At 33.4% G+C, this 13,046-nt stretch carries 14 protein-coding genes; 3 read left to right on the plus strand and 11 right to left on the minus strand.

Features of this window, described 5'->3' with window-relative positions:
* Nucleotides 1-11: 11 nt before the first annotated feature.
* The 3 genes from G7Y45_RS00155 to G7Y45_RS00165 all read left to right on the plus strand — a co-directional run bounded on the left by G7Y45_RS00155 (nt 12) and on the right by G7Y45_RS00165 (nt 1,517).
* Nucleotides 12-299 carry a LysO family transporter gene (locus tag G7Y45_RS00155; RefSeq protein ID WP_005808502.1) on the plus strand — a complete coding sequence of 96 codons (288 nt, stop codon included), beginning with the start codon at nt 12-14 and terminating at the stop codon, nt 297-299.
* Complete coding sequence (locus G7Y45_RS00160; RefSeq protein ID WP_005808504.1) at nt 296-898, plus strand: lysine exporter LysO family protein; 603 nt, start codon at nt 296-298, stop codon at nt 896-898. Before G7Y45_RS00155 ends, G7Y45_RS00160 begins: the two co-directional genes overlap by 4 nt.
* A 265-nt stretch (nt 899-1,163) precedes the next feature.
* Entirely contained in the window at nt 1,164-1,517 is a 354-nt protein-coding gene (locus G7Y45_RS00165) for a hypothetical protein (RefSeq protein WP_005808506.1), read from the plus strand.
* Nucleotides 1,518-1,828: 311 nt separating this feature from the next.
* Here G7Y45_RS00165 and G7Y45_RS00170 read toward each other — a convergent pair whose 3' ends face one another.
* The 11 genes from G7Y45_RS00170 to G7Y45_RS00220 form a co-directional block, all read right to left on the minus strand.
* Nucleotides 1,829-2,785, minus strand: coding sequence for a glycosyltransferase family 4 protein (locus tag G7Y45_RS00170; RefSeq protein ID WP_165016221.1), 957 nt, complete (start codon nt 2,783-2,785; stop codon nt 1,829-1,831).
* A 118-nt stretch (nt 2,786-2,903) separates the two neighbouring features.
* Nucleotides 2,904-3,800, minus strand: a complete 897-nt coding sequence (locus tag G7Y45_RS00175; protein WP_165016223.1) for an NAD(P)-dependent oxidoreductase — start codon at nt 3,798-3,800, stop codon at nt 2,904-2,906.
* A 126-nt stretch (nt 3,801-3,926) separates the two neighbouring features.
* Nucleotides 3,927-4,592: an acyltransferase gene (locus G7Y45_RS00180; protein ID WP_122330463.1), complete on the minus strand. Its 666-nt coding sequence runs from the start codon at nt 4,590-4,592 to the stop codon at nt 3,927-3,929.
* 113 nt (nt 4,593-4,705) lie between these two features.
* The gene (locus G7Y45_RS00185) at nt 4,706-5,545 is read right to left on the minus strand and encodes a polysaccharide deacetylase family protein (protein ID WP_122330462.1); all 840 of its coding nucleotides are present in this window, start codon (nt 5,543-5,545) and stop codon (nt 4,706-4,708) included.
* A gap of 71 nt (nt 5,546-5,616) precedes the next feature.
* Nucleotides 5,617-6,774: an ATP-grasp domain-containing protein gene (locus tag G7Y45_RS00190; RefSeq protein WP_165016225.1), complete on the minus strand. Its 1,158-nt coding sequence runs from the start codon at nt 6,772-6,774 to the stop codon at nt 5,617-5,619.
* 31 nt (nt 6,775-6,805) lie between these two features.
* Nucleotides 6,806-7,600, minus strand: coding sequence for a glycosyltransferase family 2 protein (locus G7Y45_RS00195; protein WP_044299276.1), 795 nt, complete (start codon nt 7,598-7,600; stop codon nt 6,806-6,808).
* Nucleotide 7,601: 1 nt separating this feature from the next.
* On the minus strand, nt 7,602-8,909 hold the full coding sequence (locus G7Y45_RS00200) for a UDP-glucose/GDP-mannose dehydrogenase family protein (RefSeq protein WP_044299278.1): 1,308 nt from the start codon (nt 8,907-8,909) through the stop codon (nt 7,602-7,604).
* A gap of 20 nt (nt 8,910-8,929) precedes the next feature.
* Nucleotides 8,930-9,742, minus strand: coding sequence for a glycosyltransferase family A protein (locus tag G7Y45_RS00205; RefSeq protein ID WP_122330458.1), 813 nt, complete (start codon nt 9,740-9,742; stop codon nt 8,930-8,932).
* Complete coding sequence (locus tag G7Y45_RS00210) at nt 9,717-10,817, minus strand: EpsG family protein (RefSeq protein ID WP_165016227.1); 1,101 nt, start codon at nt 10,815-10,817, stop codon at nt 9,717-9,719. Before G7Y45_RS00210 ends, G7Y45_RS00205 begins: the two co-directional genes overlap by 26 nt.
* 4 nt (nt 10,818-10,821) lie before the next feature.
* Entirely contained in the window at nt 10,822-11,958 is a 1,137-nt protein-coding gene (locus G7Y45_RS00215) for a glycosyltransferase (protein ID WP_165016229.1), read from the minus strand.
* A 213-nt stretch (nt 11,959-12,171) separates the two neighbouring features.
* Nucleotides 12,172-13,005, minus strand: a complete 834-nt coding sequence (locus G7Y45_RS00220) for a hypothetical protein (RefSeq protein WP_165016231.1) — start codon at nt 13,003-13,005, stop codon at nt 12,172-12,174.
* Between the last annotated feature and the right edge of the window lie 41 nt (nt 13,006-13,046).

Here is a 13,046-nt window from a genome sequence, read left to right on the forward strand (position 1 = left end):
AGCACATTTATATGTTTATAATAATCGGAATCATGCTTACAGGTATGCTGCTTGGCTACCTGTTACGGAGCAAAAGACTCACATGGATACATAAAGTCATCACATTATTAATATGGCTGTTGCTCTTCCTCCTCGGCATCGACGTAGGAGGCAACGAAGCCATCGTGAAAGGACTGCACGCCATCGGGCTGGAAGCCTTCATCATCACCACAGCAGCCGTAGCCGGAAGCACACTGGCTGCATGGGGACTATGGTATCTGCTTTATGCACGTTATCAGAAAAAGGAGGTGAAGCCATGAAAGGCAGCCTTATTATCGTCTCTTTTTTTATCGTCGGCACCCTGTGCGGACTTTTTCATCTGATTCCATATGATTTCAGCCAAAGCAAACTCAGTTTTTATGCTTTATGCGGGCTGATGTTTTGTGTCGGTATCAGTATAGGCAATGATCCGCAAACATTGAAAAGTTTCCGGTCACTGAATCCGCGCTTACTCTTCCTGCCCGTAATGACCATTCTGGGTACACTGGCAGGATGTGCCGTAGTCAGTCTCTTTCTATCGCATCGCTCACCGGCCGATTGCATGGCAGTGGGTTCCGGATTCGGGTATTATTCACTCTCAAGCATTTTCATCACCGAATACAAGGGAGCCGAACTGGGAACCATCGCACTGCTCTCAAATATCATGCGCGAAATCATCGCCTTGCTTTGCGCTCCTTTATTGGTAAAGTTCTTCGGAAAACTGGCCCCCATTTCTGTCGGAGGAGCTACCACTATGGATACGACTCTTCCCATTATCACCCGCTGTTCAGGGCAGGAATTCGTCATAGTCTCTATCTTTCATGGTTTCATTGTGGACTTTAGCGTGCCGTTTCTGGTGACACTATTCTGTTCCATATAGGCATCTTATTACAAAACTGTTTCAATTTTCGTAATAAGATTATCTTTTTCACACTTCTTTCTTGATATACATCAAGAAATGACACCTTATTGCCTACTTCCCTTCCCTATCCCTTTTATGTTGAACAACATATTTGTATATTTGCATAGGTAAAAAGAAAAAGCTAAGAGCTTAACAATTGTTTTTAATAGGTATTAGGGGTCCTTATGATAAGGATAAGGACAAAGATTAGTTTTCAGGAATAACAATTAAAAAAGTAGGTATTATGAAAAGATTAGGATTAACATTAGTAGCAGCACTCTGCCTTGCTGCCACCACATTTGCAGCAGAAAATCAACCTACAGTTGCAAAATGGGAAGGTAACATCAATGTGAATAAATTGGGTAAATACCTGAATTTATCTTCTGTACAGGCAGAAGAAGTAGCCAACATTTGTAACTACTTTGACGAGCAGATGGGAAGAGCCACTACGTCAAAAAAGAATAAAGACACCCTGGTTCGTAACGCTGTCTACGGAAATCTGAAGTTGATGAAAAAAACGTTGACGGATGCTCAGTACACGAAGTATACTACAATATTGAATATGACTTTGAAAAACAAGGGCATCGAAGTAAAGTAGAAACTTGATTGATGAATAAAAGGATAAAAGACCGGTGTCGTCGAATGAACTGACACCGGTCTTTTATTTTTATACCAATCACCGACAGCCGCGAAGAGGGTTAGCACTGATGTTTCCGGTTTTCCGGAAGACGAAAAAATATTTCTTGAAAAGTAAAGTCTTATGTAGCAATTATATTGTTTAGCACCAGATTTATCATAGGATCAAGTTTTCTGTTTCGACAACGCTATCACAAAAAGAACGAGGAGAAACGTATCCTCTAACTACCAAAGGATTAATTACGGCCATAACTAAAATTATTATATTTATAATTATCTTTTAGGTAAAAGATGCAAGTGAAAATATTTGCGCATAAAAACAATATATATTCCACTCAGCAAGAGGATACAGCCCAATAAATACCAATAACCATAATCCCGGTAATATAAATATCCGATGATAATTACAATTTGCACAATCATATATACCAAAGATACCACCACGTGCGGTATTCTCAATTCATTAACCATGATCTGATACAAATGCTTCCGGTGAGGCAAACCAATATTTTCATGTAGCAACAACCGATGTACGATTGTCAACACACTATCCACTCCATATACAGTAAGCACCACAAGCCAGCTGAAATCCTTAGTTTGAAGAATCAAACTCCCGATCAGGAACAAGACTACAAAAGCTATACTGACCGAACCCACATCACCGGCAAAGCATTTCGCTCTCTTACGGAAATTAAAGAAATCAAACACCAATACAGAACAAATCATCATATAAATAAAACTCTGTTCTGTGAAAGAGATCACTTCCGCATTCACATATGCCAAAGAAATCAGGATAACCAATGAATATCCGCCGGTAATGCCGTTAATGCCATCCATAAAGTTATAAGCATTGATAATCCCCGTACAGACGATCAGAGCGACAAGCAACGTCCACCAAGGTAAGCTAAACAATCCCCATTGATAGAACATCAAGGTCATTGCCGTAAAATGGAAGACTAAACGCAAACCCTGCGAAGTAGAACGGATATCATCTACAAAACTGATAAAAGTGATCAAAGTCAAAGCCAGTATAAACCAAGGATACTCAAACTGATTCGTCAGGAAAAAAGCCAATGCACCCAAATAAAAAATGATTCCTCCACCTCTCAGAGTAATACGGGTATGCGAACTCCGTTCATTCGGCTTGTCGATAATATTACATTTATCAGCAATACGGAAATAAAAAAGTTCTACTAAGAATAGCAGAACTAAGATTAGCAGATAATACATAAACTATTCGTTCTTTTTAATGAAATAAAACAAGAATTGAAGTCCTAAAAAGGCAAAAAAAAGAATCCCTATTAGGATTCCTATAATCCAAAGAAAAATTTCCATTTAGAGCACCTCCTTATTCTATCTGAAAATTCCTCAAAACATTCATAGGCTTCCATCCAAGCTCCCGCATTGCCTTTTCATTACTAAAAGTCAAAGAGTGCGTGATCTTACGAAGTTTTAAACTGTTTATTGGAGTCTTTTCCCCGAGACAATCACCAAAAACGGCCATACTCTTAGCAAACCAATAAGGAATAGACAAAGGTAACTTCTTATTCAATTGTTTGCATATCACCATCTCCAGCTCACGAAAACTCGGCTGGTAACTGTCACAAACATTATATATCCCTCCCTTTTCAATCAATAGAGGAACAAGGTTAGCTATATCCTGAACCATCAGAACACTCTTTTTGGCTTTTCCTCCGGCAATACTCAAATACTTGCCACTCTTAATCCCATGGATCATTGCTCCTAAATTTCCCGGAGGGTTAGGACCGGCAATTAAAGAAGGACGAAGTATACTCAATTTCACATTATACATGGCACACCATTCTTCCAAATATTTCTCAGCCTTGATTTTACTTAAAGCATAAGGAGTTGTTCCATTCAAAGGATATTCTTCCGTGATATTCTCACCCGAATCACAGCCATAAACAGCAACAGTACTAATAAAAATGAATGACTTCGGAATGCCACTTCGTTCCAAAGCGGTACACAAATTCTTAGTACCTTGAAGGTTCACATCAAAAAAGGCCTGTTTCTCTTCTTCTGTTTTAGGCACAGAATGCGCTTTTCCTGCGGCATGAAAAACAATATCAAATGATTCTTTAAAAGCTGGAATATTCCGAGCTATATCTACCTTATAATCATCTTTGGGAGTGAGTCCGACTGTTGAAATAACATATTTTCTTTCTAAAAGTGAAAGTATATGGCTTCCTAAGAAACCAGAAGCACCAGTAAATAAAAAACTCATAAGATTTGTCAAATTATACACTAAAACAACCTATATATTATTTCAATCCAAAATTAGATTTCCGAAACTTATCTTATTACTTATATAAAAAACAATTTAATATACTATACTACAAATGATTACCAATCATCTAAGCCACCGAACTCCCTCTTTAAGTATTCTACCATTATCACCATATATTACATTACTTTTTGAAACATTGCAAGATATCGTAGAACATGCAGCGATAATGGTATTATCCGCAATATCAACACCTTTTAAAATAGTAGTTCGACAGCCTATCCAAACATGTGTTCCTATGTGTATTGGTTTAGGCAGATTTATAATCTCATCCTCTTGATTCAAAATCTCATGAAAATCTGTATCCATTATAAGAATATCCCATGATAACAAACAATGCTCTCCAAACGATATAGCTTTTTGGCAAATAATACTACTCCGTCCCGTCATTAGAAAATCATCCCCCAATGTTAAAACAGCATTTGTAGCTATACTAATTTTACTTCCAGAACCTATTGATGCCTTACCCATAACCATTAATGTTCCTGAGATTTCTAACATCGTACGAGATTTTTTTAAATCAATAGTACCCACTCCATGTCTTCCAATTTGTAATAAACCAACTTTAATAGGAGAACAAAAAACAATTCCCCCTCTCCGTATCTCACATATATTCACATTCTTATAAATGATAATTGGAAATTTATAAGCAATAGAAAAAGGAAGTATCAAAAAGTTTATCCATATTGTTTTCAGCCAATGGATAGAGTATATTTTCAATAAGTATTTCATAAACAAACACTATAACAAGAATATCAAATATATTTGATTCAAATAAAATATTTTACAATTACAAACACAACCTCCACTTTAGGACATTTTACAGATTTAAATCAAGATAAATTTCACAATTTAATAATAGGCACCTTAGTCCAATCTATAACATGGGTTGCTTTTTCGACATTTATCCATTCAAAGTCCTCAATCAGATGTTGAAACTTTGAATAAGCGTTTTTAAGTCCATAATATGATTTGAATGTTCTTTCTAAAGTAAAATAATGAAATCTAGGTTGTTGATAATCAAAATCTCTCATATGAAGATATGTCATCGCATAGTCGGCTCTTGAAAGTAATAGCTTAATAAGCCAATAAGGAAATAGCCTAAAATACCCTCCTCCAGAATAAACGAAATATTGTCCCATAAGTCTACTTGTATTAATAGGAAACTCTCTAATATTAATACCATTATATGAAATTATACTAGGCATGGCCCTTTTAAAAGAAGGAAATCCGCCATAACTTCTAGATGCAGGAAAAATAGAACAATCATTTTCTATTCCAAATTCAGAAAGTACTTCAAAGGCCCATTTAGAACTTTCTGTTATAGTAAAAGCGGGTGCTCGAAAAGATTTTACTTTTTTACCAGTTATATTTTCAAGAGAATTTATTGCTATTTTTAAATCATCTCTAAATATTTCAGGTGTCATATTACAAACAAATAGATGCTTATCCGTATGACAAGCTATTTCATGACCTCTATCACAAATCTCCCTCACCACATTAGGGTATATTCTCGCAATCCATCCTAAACAGAAGAAAGTTGCTTTTATACCCTTTTCATCTAAGGAATCAAGAACTTGAGGAAGATATAAATTAATTCTCGGAGGATAATCAAGCCATGTTTTTTCTTTAGAAAAGATATCAAAATGATACCACTCTTCGATATCAAACGTAAGTATATTCATATATATAAAAAATATGAGAAGTCACAATTATATTTCCAACCTCAATCCCTAAAAATCAAAAACAACGCATGTCATGAACAAAATTTCGATCTCAGATACTTAATATTAAATATTCTTCTCAATCCTGTTATAAGACCAATCAAAAGAAGTAACGGATCTTTTAGGCTTGCATCCTGATAATAAAGATCTTTGTCTATAAAGTGAAAAAAAGAAGGACGAAAGCTAAACCGCTTAGGAGAAGTAACAAACCACATAAAATCCAATACTAAAAAACGAAGCATTTTACCAGGAGTATACGTATACTGTTTGAGTTCTAAACCCAATAAATCACTAACTATCAATTCTGGAAAGTTTATACCAGAAACAAATGCAGCTTCAATACTAGCAGGAATTCTCGGATTTATTTCTAAAATCCGATATTCACCTGTATCATCATCTTGCATGACGTCAAAATCAGCAAATCCCTCCCAATGCAATACTTCCAAAGTCTCTGAACAGATTTTTAATAAATCCTGATTTTCAATTGTGACACAAAAACAACTGGATCCACCTTTTATTGGGAAAAACCTCTTTATTTCGATTATTGTATATGCTTTTACAGTCCCTTCTCTTGTCCTATAAAGCATAACGTTATAATATGATCCCGAACTTTTTACAAATTCCTGCAAAGTAGAATTACCGTATTCCAATAGTATCGTCTCATATTTTTTTTGCAATTCTGAAACATTTCTCACCATAGTTATCCCTCTTGCTCCAACAGAAAAATTAGGCTTAATCAATGCTGGAAAACCTACATAATCTACAGCAGCACTTATATTCTCTTGAGAAAGTTTCATTGTCCTAGGATGAGGAAGTCCATGTATTTTACAAACTTCCATTAGCTTTTCTTTATTATGAGCTTTCTCAAATACATCCCATGGCATCACCGCCAAAGCAACACCATATTTTTTTAACTCAACATAATGTTTACTTAGATATTCAGCTCCTTCATTACATAATGGGATAATAACATCATAATGTTCTTTTTCCAATAATTTAATGAGAAAAGAATTAAATTTCACATCATCAGATTTAGGAGATAAAATCCTTTTATGTGGATATCTGCTAAAAAAACCATACGAAACTACTTCAGAAGTAAGTAAAGTTACTTCAAATCCAGATAACCGCAAACTCTTAGAAACAGAATATGCTTGAACAAAATACCCGTCCAGCAGTAGTATCCTTTTCATATTCAATGTTTTAATATATTAAATGAATCAACTAATATCTTATATGTTTCCTTCTCATAAATAGGTGTTTTTTCATTTTTTGAAGTAAATAAAATGGCATATAGAAAAATGAAAAAAGAAAAAAACTTTTAAACAAAGAGAAGCCTTCTATTTCTCTATATACTTGCCAGTTATACTTCACCAAGTCTATCTTTTTAGAAGACACCGAATTGGGTGTCATACGATAAACCAGGAGTGGTTCATGTAAACAATGAGCTAGTTTTGATTTTTTTATTATCTGCAGCCATAAAGCCCAATCTTGCCTTTTCCTTATAAGAGGCATATAAAATTTTCCTAAAGATTCAGCATCATATATCACTGAAGAGCAAACTATCTCGGACCTTATCAACAAATCATTATAAGAGACATGGCTTTTACACTTCCGATACCCCCTAATCTGTCCATCATAACTACAATACAGTAAATCCGTATGTGTAAAACTATAGTTATTTATTTTCATAAAGTCTATTTGCTGTTTCAGTTTTGTTTCACCCCACAAATCATCACTATCACAAAAAGCAATATATTTTCCTTGAGCTTGTTTTATGGATTCATTCCTAGCAATCGCAGGTCCGGAATTTTCACTCAATACAAATAATTTTATTCTTAAATCCTTATTTGCATATTTTCGTATAATAAAAACAGTATCATCGATGGAGCAATCATCAGTAATCAATAATTCCCAATTCAAATATGTTTGTGCCACAATAGCTTCTAAAGTCTTCTCTATGAACAAACTTGAATTATATGTTGGCATAATAATAGAGACCAAATCCTGCTTCTCCATATCATCCAATCTTCAAATAATTAATGCCCTCTAAATCAGAACCGCTATAAACATTTCTGCCGTCTATCAAAACTGGGTTTGCCCTCATCGCCTTCTTTATCACCTTCCAACTTGGCATTCTAAACTCTTTCCATTCTGTAACATGAAAAATCACTTCCGCATCAATTACAGCATCATACATATTCGCAGAATACTCTACAACACCTCCTATCCTACGTCTACACTCTTCCATCGCAACAGGATCATAAACCCGAACTACACAACCTGCATTTAACAAACTTTCAATTAAGACTAAGGCTGGAGATTCTCGCATATCATCTGTTTCCGGCTTAAATGCTAATCCCCAAATCGCTATTTTCTTCCCCTTTATATTGCCACTGAAATAAGTGTCAAATTTCTTAAAAAGGACATGTTTTTGCGCTTCATTAACTTCTTCAACAGCATTTAATACCTTCATATCATACCCAACAGCCAATCCTGTTTTAATCAAGGCCTTAACATCTTTTGGAAAACAAGAACCTCCATATCCACAACCTGAATAAAGAAACTTGCTACCAATACGGCTATCAGATCCAATGCCCTTGCGCACCATGTTCACATCAGCACCGACCAACCCACATAAATTGGCTATATCATTCATAAAACTTATTCTCGTTGCTAACATTGAATTAGCAGCATACTTTGTCATCTCAGCAGAAGGAATATCCATAAATATTACACGAAAATTATTCAGAAACATTGGTTGATATAATCGTGTCATTAACATTTTAGCCTTTTCTGAATCTATACCTATCACAACCCGGTCTGGTTTCATAAAATCCTCAATAGCATTCCCTTCTTTTAAAAATTCAGGATTAGAGGCTACATCAAAACTAACATCCACTTTTCGTTTATCCAATTCTTTCTGAATAGTCGCTTTTATCAATTGTGCAGTACCCACAGGAACCGTACTTTTAGTCACTACGAGCAAATATTTTTTCATATTTTCTCCTATGGTTTTAGCCACATTAAGCACATAACGTAAATCTGCACTACCGTCTTCATCTGGAGGAGTTCCAACAGCACTAAATACAATTTCAACCTCATCAAGAACAGAAACTAAATCAGTAGTAAAATGCAAACGTCCGGCCTTCATGTTACGTAGCACCATGGTCTCTAAACCTGGTTCATAAATAGGTATTTTCCCATTTATCAGATTATCAACCTTTCTAACATCCACATCCACACACACGACGTTGGCTCCCAACTCAGCAAAACAAGTTCCAGAAACCAAACCAACATATCCAGTTCCAACTATCGCTATATTCATAACTTATAATATTTTTTCAACTAATTAATCCAACGTGTACGTACTATTGTAGCAGCAATTCTTGACAATAGCAATGTAAAATTATACTTAAAAGGATTTTGCAGATATGTGAAAATGTTGGCATTGGTACTCAATAAGGCATTCCTTAGCTTTTCAAATAATCCCTGTTTTCTTCTACTGGCAGAGCTAGGACGAATTCTCCTATAATAAATGGTATCTACATCTGCTAACACAATCCTAGAAATACGATCGCTGATCTTATACATAAATACAGAATCCTCACTATTTTTCAACTTTAAACAGAATCTTCTATCCGCAATCATTTTACGGTGAATCAATTTCCCGCAAGAAGACGACAAAAAACTTCGCCTAGCAAAAATGTTATCTTCCCGAGTCTCTCTAAAGGCCTTTGATAAATAATCATATCCAAGATTTTCTAATCCATTCGTAAACGTACGAACATCAGATACAACCAACGATTGCTCATCCGCTTTTGCCAATAAATTAGCCAAGTAATTAGGACTAACAAGATCATCATCATCAACAAAACAGCAGTAACTTCCAGCAGAAGAATCAATTCCAATATTCCTAGCGTTAGACACCCCCATCAACTCCGTATAAATAATCGAACATTTTAGATCTACTGCATTGCTGTTTACAAATTCTACAATAGATTGATAATATGGCTCTTTTTCACCATTCAACACCAAAATGACTTCATAATATTCCTTTGCCAAACTCTGCTTATAAAGTGCTTCCAAACACTCCCACAAATAATCTTGAGGCATATAAGTTGGAATAATAACACTAATAATAGTTTGAATATTTTTCATGATAAAACACTGTTTGATAAGGTAACATATTCATTCTTTCTGTATGCCCCTTAAGATATCCAGATATGTTAATATAAAAAGAAACACTTAATACGCTCAAGAAAAACATGATAATCATAGCTTGTACTATTTTTTTATATCTTTTCTCAAACACAAGCATATAGTCTGGAAATAGCAGAATTATAAATAATAAAAAATAGTTAGACAATCTATAACTCAATGTATCATCTAAAATAAACAAGAAAAAGAAACAAAGACCTACACTGATTAAATTCAATATATAAACATTTTCACTTCTGACTTTCACCAATCTATCCCAATAGATAAAATTAATGCCCCCTATTAGTAGAACTAAATATTTCATTGAGCCAACTTCTTTAGCTTGATTTATATATCCCACCAAGGCATTCAGGAAAGCAGAAGATGGAAAAATGCTAATGATGGTATCCACATAACCTCCTATAAAATAGCATAAAACACAAAAAAGAAGATTGCACATCTTACCTCTAGAAAAAATATATATAGGAAAAAGAATAAAACTTATATAACCAGAGTTATGACACAAACCCGCAAACACACAAAATATAAAATACCACAGAAACTTTTTCCTGATGAGATAATGATAAGCAACAAAAACCATAGAAAAAGCAAGAGCATTTCTAATAATCCCCATTGAATCAATAAAGAAACTAGGAAAAAGCAAATAGATGAATAATGACAACGAAGGGGAAGACGAATTTCTTTTTACAACATAATATATAGGATACAATATTAAAATGGAATACAAAAAGAAATACAAATTTGAAGAATCAAAGAATTTAGATACATTAATAAGCAAACGACTAAATGGCTCTAACCTCTCATATACATATTGCGGCTGATCGAAATCAATACTTCCTTTGTATGAAAAATAGTCATATCCTATACCATATCTTATAGAAGCAAAGAACAGTAAACTACAATATATAACATAGGCATTTGATATATTTTTTATTCTTTTAGACACCACAAGCAAATAGCAGAATAGTATCAAAAAAATATAAGGCAATAAATCAAAAACAGAAAATATATACATCTAACTAAAAGTTCCCTCCAATTGCCGAGATAAATGAATCTACATTATTTTCTTTCAAATAAAGATCAGAAACGGTAAATCGATCTTTTTTATCATCGTTAATAAAATTAGCAATTCCCAAAGCATCTACATCAGAAAGAGCATATCCCAATTTATATTTAGTTATTAGTTTTCCAATTAATCCTTTATTAGGTCCAATTAAAGGTATTTTAAAAAGAGAAGCATATCCGGCCATTCCACTGCTTTGACCCACAAACTTATAAGGAATTAATAAATAATCCGATATTAAACACAATGATGCAAAAAAAGCGTATTCACAAAATTGATCATAAACTATAATATGGACATCACTCTTACATTCATCATATTTTTTATAAAAATCACTCTTTATTTCATCAGATATTCTACCAGCAAAAATAAAGCATGTATTTACTGGCACATTATGATCTAAATATTTAATCGAATCTAAGATTTCAAGTGTCCCTTTTCTCCTTCTCATATCTCCAATATGCAAATAAACAGCTTCACTTTTGTTTATCCCCAACATTGATCTATCTATTTTATCAATTCCCTCATAAGTAATAGGCACAAAAGGATCTGGAAGGTATTTAAACTTGTCAGTAGAATATATCCTATTAAGCAATTTACAAGATAAATGATCATTTAAAATATAAACAGCCTTAAAACATTTAAATTTTGACAGAATAATGTATTTTACAACATCCAATATTCTTTGGTAACAAGTGCTAATGCTCCACCTATACAAATAAATTTGATAAATAATGCCATGTATTTTTGTACCATACAAGACAAAAGGAATAAAAGGTAGAAATCCAATTAAAGATATTAAGAATACATCAGTTGCCCTTACTTTTTTTACTTTCTCTCTTAACAGTACACTTTTTCTAAAAGAAGAGATCAGCATATTATTTCTACATCTATTTATCTCTTGCTCTGTTAAGAAAACAAATGATATATTTTCTTTTATCTCCCAATTAAGATAATTCTTAATCTGTTTTATTTTATCTGGGACACAGAAGACATAACAGTCTTTAGATCTAAGCGCAAGTAAGTATAAATGATGAATATACTCCAAATGATGGCCAGAAAGCTCTGTATCAAAGATTAATATCCTTTTCATATTCATAAGTGCCTTATTCTATAATAAATATCAATACATATTTGAGGTCATAAAAAGATAAAATATTATCAATTAACACATGTTGCATTTCGCACATGTATTTCTCAACAAACATTATTTAGTTTCATAGAAAACAGAAAAAAATTAGAAACTAATCATCAAAACGGCACTAGCTATCTAGCTATACAAAAGGCATCTACTTTTTTCCTATATTTATTTATATCCATGCCTATTTATATATAAATCTTCCGTATAGATATTGCTCTTATATAAGATGGATTTCACTATTTCTAAAACACACCATGACACAGGATGCCTTTTTCTTGAACTTATCAATATTTGAGGGTAATTTGATTCATCGTGTGATAACGGACAGTAAAATCTTTTATGACCCATATATTCCCATGGACGTTCACCATACTGTGTTGGCTCTCTAAAAGAAGGCAACTCATAACTATGTGCCAAAAGAGATAACAATGACTGATCTTCACGATGTGATAAAAAAGAATCACACTGTTTCATTTTCCCATCATCATAAAGCAAATCAATATTTTGGCACAAGTGTAACCATTCATTAATAAATTGCAATGTAAAATCCGTTTTTTTCACAAGTATATATCCTGCCATAATTTGATTCTTTAGCCCGTCAGAATTAAAGAAATCCAAAACATTTTTTTTAGTAAACTGTACTTCAAGCAATGGAATATCAAACAACAATATATCCAAATTCCGTTCATTCATGAATTCTACTAAATGTGATATTTTACGAATAAAAACGGCACCTGAATCACAATATACCAACACATCATCATCGCCAATCGTTTTCAACGTTTTTAATATAATATAAGGCTTCCAAAGCCACAATCCTCCGCCTCGTTTAATATTAAAAATTTCACTATTTGACTGCTTAAATTTTTCATCAACATCCCTATTAGATGCTAAGCAAAATTTATCAAATCCTCCAAATAATTTAGCAGATTTAAAATTATATTTTTGCTGTAGAGCAAAATTTTCATCCGCATAATTCAATAATACAATTTTACTCATCAAACAACTATAGAACTAATATAAATACTCATGATATAACT

Source organism: Bacteroides sp. ZJ-18 (assembly GCF_011038705.2).
GTDB lineage: Bacteria > Bacteroidota > Bacteroidia > Bacteroidales > Bacteroidaceae > Bacteroides > Bacteroides hominis.

Coding starts and splice junctions, on each gene's coding strand:
- G7Y45_RS00215 (WP_165016229.1), bottom strand. CDS start 11,958: ATGAAAAGGATATTAATCTTTGATACAGAGCTTTCTGGCCATCATTTG.
- G7Y45_RS00190 (WP_165016225.1), bottom strand. CDS start 6,774: ATGAAAAGGATACTACTGCTGGACGGGTATTTTGTTCAAGCATATTCT.
- G7Y45_RS00180 (WP_122330463.1), bottom strand. CDS start 4,592: ATGAAATACTTATTGAAAATATACTCTATCCATTGGCTGAAAACAATA.
- G7Y45_RS00160 (WP_005808504.1), top strand. CDS start 296: ATGAAAGGCAGCCTTATTATCGTCTCTTTTTTTATCGTCGGCACCCTG.
- G7Y45_RS00210 (WP_165016227.1), bottom strand. CDS start 10,817: ATGTATATATTTTCTGTTTTTGATTTATTGCCTTATATTTTTTTGATA.
- G7Y45_RS00205 (WP_122330458.1), bottom strand. CDS start 9,742: ATGAAAAATATTCAAACTATTATTAGTGTTATTATTCCAACTTATATG.
- G7Y45_RS00175 (WP_165016223.1), bottom strand. CDS start 3,800: ATGAGTTTTTTATTTACTGGTGCTTCTGGTTTCTTAGGAAGCCATATA.
- G7Y45_RS00170 (WP_165016221.1), bottom strand. CDS start 2,785: ATGTATTATCTGCTAATCTTAGTTCTGCTATTCTTAGTAGAACTTTTT.
- G7Y45_RS00195 (WP_044299276.1), bottom strand. CDS start 7,600: ATGGAGAAGCAGGATTTGGTCTCTATTATTATGCCAACATATAATTCA.
- G7Y45_RS00200 (WP_044299278.1), bottom strand. CDS start 8,909: ATGAATATAGCGATAGTTGGAACTGGATATGTTGGTTTGGTTTCTGGA.
- G7Y45_RS00220 (WP_165016231.1), bottom strand. CDS start 13,005: ATGAGTAAAATTGTATTATTGAATTATGCGGATGAAAATTTTGCTCTA.
- G7Y45_RS00185 (WP_122330462.1), bottom strand. CDS start 5,545: ATGAATATACTTACGTTTGATATCGAAGAGTGGTATCATTTTGATATC.
- G7Y45_RS00165 (WP_005808506.1), top strand. CDS start 1,164: ATGAAAAGATTAGGATTAACATTAGTAGCAGCACTCTGCCTTGCTGCC.
- G7Y45_RS00155 (WP_005808502.1), top strand. CDS start 12: ATGTTTATAATAATCGGAATCATGCTTACAGGTATGCTGCTTGGCTAC.